A 15,372-nucleotide genomic window follows, 5' to 3' on the forward strand; every position below is an offset into this window, starting at 1 on the left:
CACGGGGCAGTTGGAAGGCATCAATAATCGAATCAAGGTCATCAAGCGGATGGCGTACGGTTACCGGGATAGCGAATTCTTTTTCATGAAGATAAAGAGCGTTTTTCCCGGTAATCCGTGAAGAACCATTTTTTTGCTATCCATTGTGGCGAGGGAGCTTGCTCCCGCTCGGCTGCGCAGCAGTCGTAAACCAATCAACGCGGTCCCTCTGAACCAACGCACTGGACGATATTGGGGCCACTTCGTGGCCCAGCGGGAGCAAGCTCCCTCGCCACAAAAAGCCCCACTCTCCTCCTACAACCCCTACTGACGCTTGAGCATCTCCGGCAATTGCACCACCAGCTTCTGGTTGTTCAACGGCGCTCGAATGAAACCGCGCTGGGTGCCGTCCGGGCCGATCACCGCCAGGTTACCGCTGTGGTCGACTGTGTAGTTGGGTTTGCTGGTATCGGCCGGGATGAACGGAATGCTCATCGCATTGGCGACTTTTTGCAGTTCCTCCACCGAGTTCGGCGTCAGGCCGATGAACTGCGGGTCGAAATAGCCCAGGTACTGCTTGAGCTGCTGGGGCGTGTCACGGTTCGGGTCGACGCTGACCAGGACGATCTGCAGTTTGTCGGCCGCATCGGCCGGCAGCTCGCCTTTGATCTGGCGCAACTGCGCCAGGGTGGTCGGGCAGATGTCCGGGCAGAAGGTGTAGCCGAAAAACACCAGGCTCCATTTACCCTTCAATTCGTTGACCGTGACCGGCTGGCCATCCTGGTTGGTCATCTGCACGTCCGGCAGGTTACGGCTTTGCGGCAACAGGATGATCCCGGCATCGATCAACGCAGTGGGATCGCCCTGCCCCTTGCCATTCAGCACTTTGTTGATGGTCAGCCCCAGCACCAGCGCAATCAGGGCAACAAGTATGAAGACGGTTTTCTGGGTTCGTGTCATAGGTTCAACATTAGGTAGTGGTCTACGAGCAGGGCGATGAACAGCAGGAACAAGTAGTAAATAGAGTACTTGAAGGTATTGATCGCCGCATGCGGCCGAGTGCCACGGTACAGCACCACGGCCCATTGCAGAAACCTCGCGCCCAGGCCCAGGGCACAGGCCAGATAAAGCAGGCCGCTCATGTGGATCACATAGGGCATCAGGCTCACGGCCAGCAGGACGAAGGTGTAGAGCAGGATGTGGATCTTGGTGTAGTGCTCGCCATGGGTCACCGGCAGCATGGGAATGTCGGCCTTGGCATACTCCTCCTTGCGATGAATCGCCAGCGCCCAGAAATGCGGCGGGGTCCAGGCGAAGATGATCAGCACCAGCAGCAAGGGCTCAGCGCTGACATGCCCGGTGATCGCCACCCAGCCGAGCAGGGGTGGCGCCGCGCCGGCCAGCCCGCCGATCACGATATTTTGCGGCGTCGCACGCTTGAGGAAGCCGGTATAGACCACCGCATACCCCAGCAAAGACGCGAGGGTCAGCCACGCCGTCAGCGGATTGGTGAACACCAGCAGCACGGCCTGCCCGCTCACCGCCAGGATCAGCGCAAAGGTCAGCGCGGCCGCGGGTGACACCCGCCCTTCGGCCAATGGCCGCTTGTGGGTGCGGGCCATGACCGCGTCGATCCGCCGATCCACCACATGGTTGACCGCCGCCGCGCCACCGGCGCACAGGGCGATCCCCAGGTTGCCGAACACCAGCACCGTCCACGGCACTCCCGCACGCGTGGCGAGAAACATGCCCACCAGCGAGGTGATCAACATCAACACCACCACCTTGGGTTTGGTCAGCTCCAGATAGTCACGCCAGGTTGCCTGACTGTGACGTTCGCCGATCAGAGTCGCCATGGCATTTCTCCTTTTAGGGTGATGGGTCCGGCGGTGTGCCTACGAGGGCTCAGGCGCCAGCGCCCGAGCGTCTGTTGCTTGACCCGGACCAGGCTGGTTCGTGCGTGATAATTGACCAGCACCATGCTCAGCAGCAGCGCCGCGCCACCGGCGTTATGCGCAACGGCCACTGGCAAGGGCAGGTGAAACAGTACGTTGCTGATGCCCAGGGTGATTTGCGCCGCCAGCGCCACCAGCACCAGCCCGGCGAGCCGGGTCATGCCTACGCTCCGCAGTTGCCAGGCCAAACCCAACAACACCAAGGTGACCAGCAAGGCGCCGATCCGGTGCGTCAGGTGAATGGCCGTACGCGCATCACTGTCCAGCTGCCCGCCCAGGTAGTTGGGGCCGATGTGCTGGGTCAGGTGAAAGCCGTTGGCGAAATCAGCCGGCGGCAGCCATTGTCCGTGACAGGTGGGGAAGTCGATACAGGCCACCGCCGCGTAGTTGGAACTGACCCAGCCCCCCAGGGCAATCTGGCCGATCACCAGCAGCAAGCCGGCCGTTGCCCAATACTGCAGGCGTCGCGGCACGATCAACGCCGGCAAGACGCCAGACAGGCGCAAGGTCAGCAAGAACAACAGGCTCAAGGTGGCAAAACCACCCAGCAGGTGCCCCGTCACCACCTGTGGCCAGAGCTTGAGCGTCACGGTCCACATGCCGAAGGCGGCTTGGGCGACCACCACCACCAGCAAGAACAACGGCAGCTTCAGGGGTTGGTCCTGATGATGCCGATGAGTCCAGGCGCGCGCCGCCAGCAACACGATCAGCAGCCCCAGGGTGCCGGCGAAGTAGCGATGAATCATCTCGTTCCAGCCCTTGTGGGCCTCAACCGGCGTATCGGGAAAATGCCGTTCGGCGTGGGCCAGTTGGGCTTCACTTTGCGGCACGCTGACAAAGCCGTAGCAACCCGGCCAGTCGGGACAACCTAGCCCGGCGTGGGTCAACCGGGTATAGGCGCCCAGCAGGACGACAATCAGTGCCAGCAAGGTGGCAAACAGCGCAAGGCGAAATCCAGGTTTGGCCATGACGAAGCCCTTATCCGATATTCGACAGTTTCAACAGATGGCGCAGATCGTTGAGCAGGTCCTTGCCTTTGACGGTGGGGCCATAGCGCAGCACCAGGTTGCCGTGCGGGTCGATGATCCACAGCTGCGCCGGACCTTTGCCCTGAACAGTTTTAGTGTAGGTCGAAAGGTCCAGTGGATAACGCTGCAATTGCGGGTATTCACGGCTCAGCTTGGCGTCGTAGTCGGCGCTCAGTGGGTGCGCGACGGCCAGCGCATGGCTGGCACGCGAGGCCTCGCGCCCCAGGCCGACCTGGATCTGCCGGGCCAGGTACACCAGTTGCTGGCAATCCACCGAGCACTCCTGCGGCGCGGTGACCAGTAGCTGCCAGCGAACCTCGTCCGCCTGCACGCCCAACTCGGCACGACTCTGACCGTTACCAATCAGCTCGCCGTGATAACTGCGACCTTCCGGTACCCAGAACTGCAATTTGTACATGCCCGTGGCGAGGATCATCGGACCGACCACCATCAGTACAATCAGGATCAACTGCCAGCGCCCGCGACGACGCTGTGGCGCCCCTGTTTCAGACATGTTGGGTGGCTTCATGGCCGCTCCCATGGTGTTTCTCCCTTGCGTTGTGCCATCCGAGGTACAGATAGAGACCGAACAGGGCGAACGCCAGGGCGAACCACTGCACGGCATAACCGAGGTGTTTTTCCGGCCCCATGGCCACCACTGGCCAATCCGCCAGGTAGGACGCGGGACCTGTTTGAGCCCGCAGTTCATAGGTAAAACCACGGCGGCCAAGCTCACGCCACAGCTTGCCCGGCTCGATCGCCGTCACCAGCCGGGGCCAGTTCGCACCTGCCGGATCGGCTTGCAATTGAAAGGTTGCACCGGGTGCGACATAGACCCACGCGACCAGGTCCAACGCCTGTTCCGGGGTGCTGAACACGGGGGGCACGCGCCGGTCCGGCCATGGCAGCCAGCCACGATTGACCAGCAGCCACTGGCCGCTGGCCTGGTCGAGAAACGGTTGCAGCAACTCGACACCCACCCTGCCGTCACGCTGGCGGTTATCCAGCAGCACGCTGTGTTCGGCGTCGAAATGACCGTGCAGCCGTACCCGCCGGAAGGCAGGGTCCGGGTTGTCCAGCAACCGAGCGACAGGCACCGGCTCGGCTGTCCGACGCTCGGCGTAGCTTTCGAGCAATTGCTGCTTCTGCTCGCCACGGCCCAATTGCCAGAAACCCAGCGACACCAGCAAGGGCAGCAACAACGCCACCACCAGTGTCGGTACGAACCCCGGCCGGAAACCTTTCATGACCGCGCCGCAAAGTCAGCGGGTGAGCTCGCTATACTCAAATACATCGCGTTTCCCCCGGAGTCCCAGCATGCTCAAAGCAGCCATCGTCCTGATGCTGATTGCCACGGTTGTCAGCCTGTTCAGCGGCCTGTTTTTTCTGGTCAAGGACGACAGCCACTCCAATCGCCTGGTCATCGCCCTGAGTGTTCGCGTCAGCCTGGCCGCCATTACCCTCGGCCTGATCGCCTGGGGCTTCTTCAGTGGCCAACTGGTTTCTCACGTCCCCTGGTAGCCGGTGTCAGAGCACATAGACGAAGACAAACAAGCCGATCCACACCACGTCCACGAAGTGCCAATACCAGCTCGCAGCCTCGAAGCCGAACTGATGGTCGGCATCGAAATGCCCGCGCATGATCCGCATCAGCATCACGAACAGAATGATCGTGCCGATGGTCACGTGGGCGCCGTGGAAGCCGGTCAGCATGAAGAAGGTGGCCCCGTAGATACCCGAACCCAGGGTCAGTCCCAGTTCGTGATAGGCGTGGATGTATTCCTCGGCCTGGAAGCCCAGGAATGCGCACCCCAGCAGTACCGTCAGCGCCAGCCAGACTTTCAGCGCGCCGCGATGGCCCTTTTTCAAGGCATGGTGGGCAATGGTCACCGTGACGCTGGAGCTCACCAGAATGACGGTATTGAGCAGCGGCAGCCCCCATGGACTGATGACTTCCCGGGGAGGTGGGAACAGTGTCGAGTCGGGGTTGCTGAGCAGCGGCCAAGTGAATTCGAAGTTCGGCCAGAGCATGTGGGCAATGCCTTTGGTGCCTTCGCCACCGAGCGCCGGACCGGCAATGGTGCGCACATAAAACAGCGCACCGAAGAACGCGATGAAGAACATCACCTCGGAAAAGATGAACCAGCTCATGCCCCAACGGAACGAGCGATCCAGCTGGGCGCTGTACAACCCCGCACGGCTTTCCTTGATCACGGTTCCGAACCAGCCGAACAGCATGTAGGCCAGCAACAGGCTGCCCACGAAGAAGATCAGCGGGCCATGGGACTCGGGGCGCACCGCCTTCAGGTCGTTGAACCAGGTACCGAGACCGAACATGGTGACGAACATGCCGACCGTGGCGATGATCGGCCATTTGCTCTGGGCGGGAACGTAATAATGCTCATGAGTTGCCATTTATTGTTCTCCTTATCGGGCACGCTTGAACGTCTAGCCACCGGTCTTTTCAGTTACAGCCACGGGCGGATGACGCGCGGTGATATCGAACAGCGTGTAAGCCAGCGTCAGGTGCTTCACATCCTTGGGCATGTCGCGGTCAACGATGAAACGTACCGGCATCTCGATCTGTTGACCGGGCTGCAGCACTTGCTGGGTGAAACAGAAGCATTCGGTCTTGTGGAAGTACATCGCCGCACTGCTCGGTGAAATACTCGGGACCGCCTGGGCACTCATCGGGTGCTGGCTGGGGTTGCGTGCGATAAAGATCATCTCGTTCACCGCGCCGGGGTTGACCACAATGTCGTCGGACTTGGGATAGAACTCCCACACCATGTCGATGGCATTGGTCGACAGAAACTGCACCCGCACCTGCCGCGATGCGTCGACCTGTTGCTCGCCCTGATACTGCCCACCCGTCTTGCCGTTGATACCCAGCGCCTTGCACATCACGTCATAGATCGGCACCAGCGCAAAGCCAAAGACAAACATCGCCACCACCACCATCAACAAGCGAGTGACCAGTTTCTTCATCGAGATCGAGTCAGCCATGGTGCACGTCCTCCACACAAAACCCTCTGGAAGAAGCGGGCGAGCCCGTCACCACAAGGCCAACGCTGTTCATTTCACTTCCGGCGGCGTGGTGAAGGTGTGGTACGGCGCCGGTGACGGAATGCTCCACTCCAGCCCTTCGGCACCTTCCCAGGGTTTCGCCGGGGCCGCAGGACCGCCGCGAATGGTCTTGATCACGATGAACAGGAAGAAGATCTGCGTGGCCCCGAAGGTAAAGGCACCGATGGACGACACCATGTTGAAGTCGGCGAATTGCAGGTTGTAGTCGGGAATCCGCCGCGGCATTCCCGCCAGCCCGACAAAGTGCATCGGGAAGAACGCCATGTTCATGCCGATGAAAGACAACCAGAAATGCAGCTTGCCGAGGGTTTCGTCGTACATGTGGCCGGTCCATTTCGGCATCCAGTAATACGCCGAAGCGAAGATCCCGAAGATCGCCCCTGGCACCAGCACGTAGTGGAAGTGCGCGACCACGAAATAAGTGTCCTGGTACTGGAAGTCCGCCGGGGCAATGGCGAGCATCAACCCGGAGAAACCGCCGATCGAGAACAGAATCACGAACGCCACCGCGAACAGCATCGGTGTCTCGAAGGTCAGCGAGCCTTGCCACATGGTACTGGCCCAGTTGAACACCTTGACCCCGGTGGGCACCGCGATCAGCAACGTCGCATACATGAAGAACAATTCGCCCACCAGCGGGATACCGACCACGAACATGTGGTGGGCCCAGACGATAAACGACAGGAAGGCGATACTCGCCGTTGCGTAGACCATCGAGGTGTAGCCGAACAGCGGCTTGCGCGAGAAGGTCGGGATGATCGCGCTGACGGCACCGAAGGCCGGCAGGATCATGATGTACACCTCCGGGTGGCCGAAGAACCAGAACACGTGCTGGAACAGCACCGGATCACCACCACCGGCCGCACTGAAGAAGCTGGTGCCGAAATGGATGTCCATCAGCATCATGGTCACGCAGCCGGCCAGCACCGGCATCACCGCAATCAACAGGAACGCGGTGATCAGCCAGGTCCAGACGAACAGCGGCATTTTCATCAGGGTCATGCCCGGCGCACGCAGGTTGAGGATGGTGGCAATCACATTGATCGCCCCCATGATCGAACTGATCCCCATCATGTGAATGGCAAAGATGAAGAAGGTCACGCTTTCCGGCGCATAGGTCGTGGAGAGCGGCGCGTAGAAGGTCCAGCCGAAGTTCGGTCCGCCACCCGGCGTGAACAACGTCGAGATCAGCAGCAAAAACGCCGCCGGCAGCAGCCAGAAACTGAAGTTGTTCATCCGCGGCAACGCCATGTCCGGCGCGCCGACCATCAGCGGAATCATCCAGTTGGCCAGCCCGACAAAGGCGGGCATCACCGCACCGAAGACCATCACCAGGCCATGCATGGTGGTCATCTGGTTGAAGAACTCCGGCTGGACAATCTGCAGGCCGGGCTGGAACAGCTCGGCGCGGATCACCATGGCAAACGAGCCACCCAGCAGGAACATGATGAAACTGAACCACAGGTACAACGTGCCGATGTCCTTGTGGTTGGTGGTCAGTACCCAACGCATCAAGCCCTTGGCGGGACCATGGGCGTGGTCCGCATGGCCATGGTCATCGATCACTGCACTCATGTCCTGACTCCTGGAATCGGATGGGCTGGGCGGCTCGGGCGCATTGCGCCCCAAACCTTCACGGGAACGCGCAATAGACCGGGTCATTTGCTTTGCGCCTGTTTGAGGGCCAGCACGTCTTTCGGGGTGACCATGTCGCCTTTGTTGTTGCCCCATGCATTTCGTTCGTAGGTCACGACGGCCGCGATATCGACTTCCGACAACTGCTTGCCGAATGCGGCCATGGCGGTGCCGGGTTTGCCGTGGAACACGATTCCCAGGTGATCCTCTTTCGGCCCGGTGGCTATTTTCGAACCCTTGAGCGCCGGGAACATCGGCGGCAAGCCCTGGCCTTCAGCCTGGTGACAGGCCACGCAGGTGGTGTGGTACACCTTGTCGCCGCGCGCCTTGAGCTCGTCCAGGGTCCATTCCTTGCTGGTCAGCTCCTTGAGCTGGGCGGCCTCGGCCTTGCGTTCGGCCAGCCAGGTGTCGTAGTCGGCCTTGCTTCTGACATCGACCACAATCGGCATGAAGCCGTGATCCTTGCCACACAACTCCGCACACTGTCCCCGGTAGATGCCGGGCTTCTCGACACGGGTCCAGGCCTCGTTGACGAACCCGGGAATCGCATCGCGCTTGACCGCAAACGCCGGCACCCACCAGGAGTGGATAACGTCGGCGGACGTCACCAGGAAGCGCACCTTGGCCCCCGTCGGCAGCACCAATGGCTGGTCGACTTCCAGCAGGTAGTGTTCGCCCTTGGCGCTCTTGTTGTTGATCTGCTCTTGCGGTGTGGCCAGGTTGCTGAAGAACTCGACGTCCTGGCCCAGGTATTTGTACTGCCACTTCCACTGATAACCGGTGACCTGGATATCGATATCCGACTCACTGGCGTCGTACATCTTGATCAGGGTGGCGGTCGCCGGAACGGCCATGGCGACGAGAATGATGAAAGGCACGATGGTCCAGAGGATCTCGACCGTCGTACTTTCATGGAACTTGGCAGCTTCCTGCCCGGTGGAGCGCCGGTGCATCATCATCGACCAGAACATGGCGCCGAAAACGATGATGCCGATCACCACACAGATCCAGAAGATGGTCATGTGCAGGTCAAATACTGCGTGACTGATTTCAGTCGCTCCAGGCGCCATATTCACAGTCCAGGCCGCTTGCGCCTGACTGAAAATCGACCACAACAGGAGGCCCATCCAGACATGTGGATGTCGCATCATTGCGGGTTCCCCTTATCGTTCTTGTTATCCCGCCGGCTTTCACCTGCGGCAAGGGAGCGGCACTTTTCAGACTACGAACTTGAATCGCCGGGCCTTGCTGCCTATGCAGTCGGGCGTCATCAGCTAACTCCATTCAAGACCGAGTATAGACAGCGAGTCCGACCTCGCAACGCGATGTCGTAAATCAGCTGAAACACCCGGGGCTTGCACTACAGGCCACGGATGGAGAAGGATGAGGGATAGGTGATGGCAAATCGATATAACGTAGTCGCATCAAAGGTGAAACAATTATGACAAATACGTCTTAACGGTTTTCATAAGCAAGCTAACTTATGTCTTCCCCTATTTTCTTGCCTTCGTTTACTGGAGTTTTCATGAACACCGCCGCATTGCGCGAGCAGATCAAACTTGCCCAACAACATGAAGCCGAAACCGGTCAGCTGACCCGTCAGCTGGAAGTCCAACTGCCACACCTGCACTCCGCCATCCAGATACCGGACGTCGACGCCAAGGGCGTGATGACCCGTTTTGTTGCCGCCTATATAGACCAGGTACCGGACCTGCTCGACGCTGCCAATGCGGTCGCGCGCGAAGCCGGTATCGAGTCCCAGATCAAACCGGTGCTGAAGATCGCCGAGCAATTCTTCATCCAGCCACCGGCAATCATGACCGGTCACATAGGCCTGGATAGCCTGCTGGACGAGTCCTACCTGGCTCATCGCCTGGTAGAAGAGGTGAACGACCTCTACATCAAACATTTCGGCCAGCCACTGATCCCATTGGACATGACTGTCGCCAACCTGATTGCCCACCAACTGATCGGCGAAGCGTTCGCCAACCAGCTGGATGAGGCCGTCCATCACGCCGTTGACGAAATGCTCAGCGAAGAAAGCTTCGCACTGGAATCCGTCGAGGCCTACCGGGAAAAACTGAACAGCCCGGACACCGGTGCTGCCTGGAAGCGCTGGCCATGCCTGTCACGCCAGCTCGGCGTAGGGCTGGATCTGGATCAACCGGCCGCCTGAGTCAGCCGTCCCCCCTCCAATACCTGTGGGAGCAGCCTTGCTTGCTCCCACAAGGACATTTACCCGGCTGAACCCACAGCCAGAAACCCCACCCTGCAAACCGGCAGTTCCCTTGGCCAAGCCACATTCAGTGATGCCGCCCCCATGAGACGTCCCCCGGATTGATTCCGGTGTGGCGAAGCCTGGACGCTTTTCAGCAGTCTCGACCAGCCCGCAAAAGGGCGGTTGTTCGAGAGATTTAGAAGCGCGCCTTGGGCGTCGCCATGGGGATCGGAAGACTGCCATCCAAGGGCAGGAAGCAGCCCTTGTCCGCGTCGTAGGCTTTTATTTCACTGGTTTCGATGCTGTAGACCCAGCCATGGATGAACAGCTGACCGTTGGCCATGCGCGACGCCACGGAGGGGTGAGTGCGCAAATGCTGCAGCTGGGCGATCACGTTTTCTTCGGTCAGCACCTGCATGCTTTCGTTTTCATCAGCGCAATTGCAGTTTTCCTGGACCATGGTTTTCGCGACTTCGGCGTGGCGTAACCAGGCCTTTACCGTGGGCATTTTTTCCAGGGTCTGCGGGTTCAGGACCGCCCGCATGGCACCGCAATCGGAATGTCCGCAAATGATGATGTGCTGCACACCCAAGGCCAACACTGCGTACTCGATGGCAGTGGAAACACCGCCGTTCATTTGCCCATAGGGCGGTACGACGTTGCCGACATTACGGGTCACAAACAGATCGCCTGGAGCGCTTTGGGTAATCAACTCGGGAACGATGCGTGAATCGGCGCACGCAATGAACATCGCACGCGGCCGTTGCGCCGTGGCGAGCTTCTTGAACAGTTCTTCCTGTTCCGGGAAGACTTCATGATGAAAATGCAGAAAGCCGTCAACGATATGCTGCAGCGCCGCATCGGCGCTTTCGGCCTCGGGAAGGGCTGAATCCAGCGCCGCCAACGGCGGTCCATTTTCGTCACTCATGACTCATCCTCTTTGGCAGATTAAGGGAGTATCCGAGAGTTTACATCACTTCCAACCTGAACTTTTACTCAGTTGCAATACAGACGACGAGAACGTCATCCACAAAGAACAAGCCCGTCACCACAGTAACCTTTCAACCTTAGTTGAAACTTGACAGAGACCCTTGAGCACTCACCCGACTGTCCAAGAGGTCCGGCACGCGCAATCGCAACGGGCACATCAGCAACATCAAATCTGTTTAATGCACAGACAATCTTAAACGTTAATCCTCAGAAACAAAGCGCAAAAGTTTAAGGCTGTTTTATTATAGAAGCACCACTATTCTAGCCAACAAGTGCACGAGCACTTGAAAACTTTAAGCACACTCAAAGGAATGAACCCAATGACCGCTTTTGTCGAAAACATGAACGAACTTCGCGCCCACCACAAATCCTTGTTGGCGGGTGGCAAACAACAAGCCGCTCGTAGTTTCTCCATGCCAAGCGCCACCGCACTGGATGACGTTTCACCAGATGAAGCAATCGCCCTGGAAGAACTGAAATCGACAGCAAAAATGCTGGCTATCACCCAGAATCAGGGCATGGAGCTCAGCATTACCAAAGATGCCCAGGACTTGAGCAACGCTGCGGGTAATGCCGCTGCCACTGCGGCATTCAAACAGCAAATGAATGAAAGACGTCTCTACGAAAAAGAGCAATCCGAAAAAAATATTGACCGAATCTTCGACAAGGCCATTGAAATCGGTGAACGGCACCCGAACGCACAGAAAGCAATAATGTCCACGACTGAAATAATTTTCAACCTGTTCCGACTGATGTCGGAAAAATTCAATATTTTCATTACAAAAGTTATAGCCGAAACTATCACATGGGTTAAAAATGCCTTCGCCGATATCAAGTCGACTTTTAGCAATATTGGCGGCTGGATTCAAGGCTGGTTTGCCAGCTGATTAATTACGCTAAGAAACTCTAAGCACCCGACGTTCCAGCGCTGTAGTCCAACACTGAAGACTGGCCTGGTGAGTGACGGTCAACTGGGGCGTCGGTACATTACCCGTGTACCGATGCCCCTTTACCACCTGAGTAGTTAGCTCGAGATCTGGTGGGCCGAGGCCGTCGCAGCCAATGGTTGGCTGTCTTGATCAATCATGGTTGGTGCTCCTTGGCAAAGAAAAGGAGCTTTCCCGTTTTTACCTGGAACAGTGTCAGTGACTGGCAGACAAGCATCCAGAGCGCAATCTGGCGACCAATCAGTCACTCGACTTACATAGCAACCGCCAAAACTTGACTCGAACTATGTAAATCGCCCTGGAGCAGGTGATACAGCTCACAAAACGCGAACAACGAATCAATACGCATACTACGTACCACGAAAAAACCGGTCATTTCGTAGCTAAAGCAACGCCATCTGAGCACCTGGAGGGCAAAAAGACGTGCAATCCAGATTGAAGCCTTCGCGCTGGTTGAGCCCCAGGCGTTTTATTGTCTTGGCAAAGCGTTGCGCCAGCAAGTCGGCGAAAGGCCCTTCACCGCGCATGCGAGACCCGAAGCGACTGTCATATAGCTCGCCGCCACGACTTTGGCGAATCAGACTCAAGACATGGGCTGCGCGTTGCGGGTAGTGGGCCGCCAGCCACTCCTCGAACAGCGGTGCAACCTCCAGCGGCAGGCGCAACATCATGTAGGCCGCACTCTGGGCACCGGCCGCGTGGGCTTCGGTCAGCAGGCTTTCCAGTTCGCTGTCGTTGATCATCGGGATCATCGGCGAACACAACACCCCGACCGGAATGCCAGCTTCTCGCATGACCCGAATCGCCCTCAAGCGCGCCTTGGGTGCCGCGGTTCGCGGTTCAAGAATGCGTTTGAGCTCGTCGTCCAGGCTCGTCAGGCTGATCATCACCGCCACCAGTCGCCGCTCGGCCAATTCGGAGAGCAGATCCAGGTCGCGAAGAATCAGCGAGCCCTTGGTGATAATGGTCACCGGATGTCGATAGCGCAGCAGCACTTCAAGGATGCGTCGGGTAATCCTGTGTTCGTGCTCGATCGGCTGATAAGGGTCGGTGTTGGAGCCCAGATTGATCGGTGCACACTGATATCCACGCCTGGATAACTGTTGCTCAAGTACGTCGGCGGCATTGCTTTTGGCAATCAGCCGGGTCTCGAAATCGAGCCCGGGCGACAGGTCCCAATAAGCATGGCTGGGCCGCGCATAGCAGTAGATGCAGCTGTGATGTGTAATTAGTACCAATACGGAACTGGCCAAGAACCCGTCAGGAGATGACGGGCTCCAACGAAAAACGCGATGATGTTGCTACATCAAGCGGGTTGCTGGGGGTTAGGCAGGATATTTTTGGAAGTGAGCGTCGATTTCGGACTGATACCGATTTTGGAAACCAATGCTCTCGTTCAATTTTGCTTTCCAATCACCACCTTCTCGGTAGGTCTCTAGTACAGCTTTGGCATATTCCAGCTGTTTCCTAGCCCAAAACGGAACCGGTGTACCTTCAAGCTCCAGCTGTTCAACTACTCGTTCAGCATTGTGAAGGCATTCCGCTGAGGCACGCTCCATATCATCCATTGGTATACCCATTCCTTTTAGTCGCCACATGGCAACTCTAGGGTAGGTGAGGGTGGAGCTTTGGCAAATATCAGCGCGGGGGCACCACGGTTAAGACCAGCTACAAATGCGAAACGATCCTATCCGGTAAATGTGAAAATATGAGAGCTTTGGGGTGGCTCACTAGCTACCCCTGACAGGGAGAGGGAAGAAGAGCTATCACGTCTCAGAGGGGCTGAAACCGCCTAGAAAAGACGGTTCTAGAGGGGATTCCACCTTATGCTTCAGCGGTCTTCATCTCACGCTTGATCCTGTACACCGTAGCCACGCCACAGTCAGCTAGTTTGGCTACCTGATCAGCCGACATAGATGGGTGCTTGGCCATCAGAGCTACAACCTTGTCCCACATTGCAGCATTCTTTGATTTGCCTGCTGGCTTCCAGTCAGGATCAGCAGCTTTCTTGTTCTCCAGTCCTTGGAGGATGCGTTCCACGCGCTTTTCTTGATCAAGACGGGCCATCGTAGCCATGAGGTCCAACAACATGCTGTTGATGACTTCCATGATCTGCCCGGTGATACCTTTCTCTTCAACCATCATGTGACTAGTAGGCAAGTCTGCTATTACCAAACGCAGCCCCTTGGCCTTGATGGTGGCCTTCAATGTCTCCCAGTCAGCTTGGGAAAGACGACTCAAACGGTCTACCGACTCACAGACGATGCAATCCCCAGCGTCGGCAGTGTTGAGCAGGCGCATCAGTTCAGGACGGTTCAGTTTCGTACCACTGATATTCTCTGCGTAGATAGCGGCTACGATTAAACCCTTCTCTGCGGCGAATGCCTCAAGGGAAGCTTTTGCACGATTGGCGTCTTGGTCCTTGGTACTGGCTCGCAGGTAGAGGTGGGCTTTCATGGCTGGCTATCCTTTAGCATTTGATTTGATAGGCCTATGATAATACGATCATATATCTATCTGAAAGAGTTATTTGATAGCTGGCGACAAACGGTTATCGCACTACCAAACAAGTAGAGTCTTTTGATAGTGATTGGCGACAGCGCGAGGTCAGCAGGGAATGCGAATGTCTAAGGTTGATAAATCAATTGCGAGGGCTAGCCACGAGTATCTCTATACCCTCATGGTCAAAGCTTCCACATTTTCAGTCTACGTCGAAACTAACAACACCCGCATGGAGCCTGAGGGCTCACTCCTGATGCGGTTTCTCTCAACCAACGTGTTAGAACCCGATGAGCTGCTGCAAGCAATGCATTCATACCCATGCCTGGGAGATATCGAATTCCTAACGTGGGGTATCAAGCCGGGATCTAAAAAAGAGCGGAAGCTTGCGGCGGTGTACCAAAGACGGTGCTGCCACCCGCATTCGTTTCACTTTGTAGAAATCCTTGCCCAAGTGGATTGCTACTGCGCGACGGTCGAGGCATCAGCGGGGGAGGAGGTGGAGTACGTAAAGCACAATCTGCATGAGGATTATCAATCCGGTTTCCAGACGGTAGACGGTCGGTTATTTGCCTATCGTCAGGAATACGACAGGGCGAGTACCTTCCTCTATGGTGTGGAGCAGAAGCCATATGACAGGTACGCGTTCGACATTAGCTTTTTGGTGGGGATCGCTAAGGAGTGACTCAGCGACAGAGAGCGTTCTCCTTGTACTGACGCGACACAATGACGGCACATCTGGAATCGACCCATTGACCAGTAGTGAGCCTTGCGAACGTCTCCGTACTAGTGGCACTCTGATACTCTCAAATGCACGCAAGGGAAGCTGACATGAAAGACGGGATCATTCGGTTGAACGACTACCTTTGCTACTTCGCCATTGTTGCCGTTGCGTTTGCGGGTTACGCAATCTATGGCGAGTGGGGGGCAATCGGGGGTTTTGTAGCTGGGGCGGTGATGGCTGGGTTCTGGCTTGTCCTTAGCGGGATTTATGACGAGCTGAAAAAGATTACCGCTGCCAAAGGACTATAAAA

Annotated in this window: 18 protein-coding genes and 1 pseudogene; 6 read left to right on the plus strand and 13 right to left on the minus strand. The window is 57.3% G+C overall.

Annotation, left to right across the window (positions count from 1 at the left end):
- Positions 1-121, plus strand: a 121-nt coding sequence (locus tag CKW25_RS17090; RefSeq protein WP_141228961.1) for a transposase, incomplete at its 5' end; no start/stop codon positions are given.
- A 182-nt stretch (positions 122-303) separates the two neighbouring features.
- Here the strand turns inward: CKW25_RS17090 and CKW25_RS17095 are convergent.
- From CKW25_RS17095 to CKW25_RS17115, 5 genes are read right to left on the minus strand one after another with little or no spacing between them, the layout of a single operon-like run.
- Entirely contained in the window at positions 304-939 is a 636-nt protein-coding gene (locus CKW25_RS17095) for an SCO family protein (RefSeq protein WP_095080889.1), read from the minus strand.
- Positions 936-1,835 carry a heme o synthase gene (gene cyoE / locus CKW25_RS17100; protein ID WP_095080890.1) on the minus strand — a complete coding sequence of 300 codons (900 nt, stop codon included), beginning with the start codon at positions 1,833-1,835 and terminating at the stop codon, positions 936-938. Before cyoE ends, CKW25_RS17095 begins: the two co-directional genes overlap by 4 nt.
- Positions 1,823-2,902, minus strand: coding sequence for a heme A synthase (locus CKW25_RS17105; RefSeq protein WP_095080891.1), 1,080 nt, complete (start codon positions 2,900-2,902; stop codon positions 1,823-1,825). The genes cyoE and CKW25_RS17105 overlap by 13 nt, the downstream gene beginning before the upstream one ends.
- A 10-nt stretch (positions 2,903-2,912) precedes the next feature.
- Entirely contained in the window at positions 2,913-3,503 is a 591-nt protein-coding gene (locus CKW25_RS17110) for a hypothetical protein (protein WP_095080892.1), read from the minus strand.
- The gene (locus CKW25_RS17115; RefSeq protein ID WP_095080894.1) at positions 3,469-4,209 is read right to left on the minus strand and encodes an SURF1 family protein; all 741 of its coding nucleotides are present in this window, start codon (positions 4,207-4,209) and stop codon (positions 3,469-3,471) included. Before CKW25_RS17115 ends, CKW25_RS17110 begins: the two co-directional genes overlap by 35 nt.
- A gap of 70 nt (positions 4,210-4,279) precedes the next feature.
- Between CKW25_RS17115 and CKW25_RS17120 the strand changes: the two genes are divergently transcribed.
- Positions 4,280-4,483, plus strand: coding sequence for a twin transmembrane helix small protein (locus CKW25_RS17120; protein ID WP_095080895.1), 204 nt, complete (start codon positions 4,280-4,282; stop codon positions 4,481-4,483).
- A gap of 6 nt (positions 4,484-4,489) precedes the next feature.
- Here the strand turns inward: CKW25_RS17120 and CKW25_RS17125 are convergent, their stop codons facing one another.
- From CKW25_RS17125 to coxB, 4 genes are all read right to left on the minus strand, one after another.
- Entirely contained in the window at positions 4,490-5,377 is an 888-nt protein-coding gene (locus tag CKW25_RS17125) for a cytochrome c oxidase subunit 3 (protein WP_095080896.1), read from the minus strand.
- A gap of 33 nt (positions 5,378-5,410) precedes the next feature.
- Positions 5,411-5,968 carry a cytochrome c oxidase assembly protein gene (locus CKW25_RS17130; RefSeq protein WP_095080898.1) on the minus strand — a complete coding sequence of 186 codons (558 nt, stop codon included), beginning with the start codon at positions 5,966-5,968 and terminating at the stop codon, positions 5,411-5,413.
- A 69-nt stretch (positions 5,969-6,037) separates the two neighbouring features.
- Positions 6,038-7,624 carry a cytochrome c oxidase subunit I gene (ctaD, locus tag CKW25_RS17135; protein ID WP_095080900.1) on the minus strand — a complete coding sequence of 529 codons (1,587 nt, stop codon included), beginning with the start codon at positions 7,622-7,624 and terminating at the stop codon, positions 6,038-6,040.
- Between the two features lie 83 nt (positions 7,625-7,707).
- On the minus strand, positions 7,708-8,835 hold the full coding sequence (gene coxB, locus CKW25_RS17140) for a cytochrome c oxidase subunit II (protein ID WP_095080903.1): 1,128 nt from the start codon (positions 8,833-8,835) through the stop codon (positions 7,708-7,710).
- A 374-nt stretch (positions 8,836-9,209) separates the two neighbouring features.
- On the opposite strand from coxB, the gene CKW25_RS17145 reads away from it, so the two are divergent.
- Entirely contained in the window at positions 9,210-9,860 is a 651-nt protein-coding gene (locus tag CKW25_RS17145) for a hypothetical protein (RefSeq protein WP_095080907.1), read from the plus strand.
- Between the two features lie 238 nt (positions 9,861-10,098).
- Here the strand turns inward: CKW25_RS17145 and CKW25_RS17150 are convergent, their stop codons facing one another.
- Entirely contained in the window at positions 10,099-10,830 is a 732-nt protein-coding gene (locus CKW25_RS17150; RefSeq protein ID WP_095080909.1) for a carbonic anhydrase, read from the minus strand.
- A 382-nt stretch (positions 10,831-11,212) separates the two neighbouring features.
- Here CKW25_RS17150 and CKW25_RS17155 point away from each other — a divergent pair, with 382 nt between their 5' ends.
- The gene (locus tag CKW25_RS17155) at positions 11,213-11,779 is read left to right on the plus strand and encodes a hypothetical protein (protein WP_095080912.1); all 567 of its coding nucleotides are present in this window, start codon (positions 11,213-11,215) and stop codon (positions 11,777-11,779) included.
- Between the two features lie 443 nt (positions 11,780-12,222).
- Here CKW25_RS17155 and CKW25_RS17160 read toward each other — a convergent pair.
- The 3 genes and pseudogenes from CKW25_RS17160 to CKW25_RS17170 all read right to left on the minus strand — a co-directional run.
- Positions 12,223-13,059 (minus strand): annotated as a pseudogene (locus CKW25_RS17160) (PA0069 family radical SAM protein); the annotation flags it as partial.
- 105 nt (positions 13,060-13,164) lie between these two features.
- Positions 13,165-13,407 (minus strand): hypothetical protein, encoded by a 243-nt coding sequence (locus CKW25_RS17165; protein ID WP_095080917.1) that lies wholly within the window; start codon positions 13,405-13,407, stop codon positions 13,165-13,167.
- A gap of 256 nt (positions 13,408-13,663) precedes the next feature.
- Complete coding sequence (locus CKW25_RS17170; RefSeq protein WP_095080923.1) at positions 13,664-14,296, minus strand: recombinase family protein; 633 nt, start codon at positions 14,294-14,296, stop codon at positions 13,664-13,666.
- Between the two features lie 166 nt (positions 14,297-14,462).
- On the opposite strand from CKW25_RS17170, the gene CKW25_RS17175 reads away from it, so the two are divergent.
- Both CKW25_RS17175 and CKW25_RS17180 read left to right on the plus strand, forming a co-directional pair.
- A complete protein-coding gene (locus CKW25_RS17175) occupies positions 14,463-15,023 on the plus strand; it encodes a hypothetical protein (protein ID WP_095080925.1) in 561 nt (186 codons plus the stop codon).
- Between the two features lie 146 nt (positions 15,024-15,169).
- Positions 15,170-15,370, plus strand: a complete 201-nt coding sequence (locus tag CKW25_RS17180; RefSeq protein WP_095080926.1) for a hypothetical protein — start codon at positions 15,170-15,172, stop codon at positions 15,368-15,370.
- Positions 15,371-15,372: the final 2 nt, after the last annotated feature.

Origin of the sequence: Pseudomonas sp. Irchel s3h17, assembly GCF_900187505.1 — a bacterium.
Classification (GTDB): Bacteria; Pseudomonadota; Gammaproteobacteria; order Pseudomonadales; family Pseudomonadaceae; genus Aquipseudomonas.

Coding starts and splice junctions, on each gene's coding strand:
- ctaD (WP_095080900.1), bottom strand. CDS start 7,624: ATGAGTGCAGTGATCGATGACCATGGCCATGCGGACCACGCCCATGGT.
- CKW25_RS17110 (WP_095080892.1), bottom strand. CDS start 3,503: ATGGGAGCGGCCATGAAGCCACCCAACATGTCTGAAACAGGGGCGCCA.
- CKW25_RS17170 (WP_095080923.1), bottom strand. CDS start 14,296: ATGAAAGCCCACCTCTACCTGCGAGCCAGTACCAAGGACCAAGACGCC.
- CKW25_RS17155 (WP_095080912.1), top strand. CDS start 11,213: ATGACCGCTTTTGTCGAAAACATGAACGAACTTCGCGCCCACCACAAA.
- CKW25_RS17125 (WP_095080896.1), bottom strand. CDS start 5,377: ATGGCAACTCATGAGCATTATTACGTTCCCGCCCAGAGCAAATGGCCG.
- CKW25_RS17095 (WP_095080889.1), bottom strand. CDS start 939: ATGACACGAACCCAGAAAACCGTCTTCATACTTGTTGCCCTGATTGCG.
- CKW25_RS17165 (WP_095080917.1), bottom strand. CDS start 13,407: ATGGATGATATGGAGCGTGCCTCAGCGGAATGCCTTCACAATGCTGAA.
- CKW25_RS17150 (WP_095080909.1), bottom strand. CDS start 10,830: ATGAGTGACGAAAATGGACCGCCGTTGGCGGCGCTGGATTCAGCCCTT.
- CKW25_RS17115 (WP_095080894.1), bottom strand. CDS start 4,209: ATGAAAGGTTTCCGGCCGGGGTTCGTACCGACACTGGTGGTGGCGTTG.
- CKW25_RS17175 (WP_095080925.1), top strand. CDS start 14,463: ATGTCTAAGGTTGATAAATCAATTGCGAGGGCTAGCCACGAGTATCTC.
- cyoE (WP_095080890.1), bottom strand. CDS start 1,835: ATGGCGACTCTGATCGGCGAACGTCACAGTCAGGCAACCTGGCGTGAC.
- coxB (WP_095080903.1), bottom strand. CDS start 8,835: ATGATGCGACATCCACATGTCTGGATGGGCCTCCTGTTGTGGTCGATT.
- CKW25_RS17105 (WP_095080891.1), bottom strand. CDS start 2,902: ATGGCCAAACCTGGATTTCGCCTTGCGCTGTTTGCCACCTTGCTGGCA.
- CKW25_RS17130 (WP_095080898.1), bottom strand. CDS start 5,968: ATGGCTGACTCGATCTCGATGAAGAAACTGGTCACTCGCTTGTTGATG.
- CKW25_RS17145 (WP_095080907.1), top strand. CDS start 9,210: ATGAACACCGCCGCATTGCGCGAGCAGATCAAACTTGCCCAACAACAT.
- CKW25_RS17120 (WP_095080895.1), top strand. CDS start 4,280: ATGCTCAAAGCAGCCATCGTCCTGATGCTGATTGCCACGGTTGTCAGC.
- CKW25_RS17180 (WP_095080926.1), top strand. CDS start 15,170: ATGAAAGACGGGATCATTCGGTTGAACGACTACCTTTGCTACTTCGCC.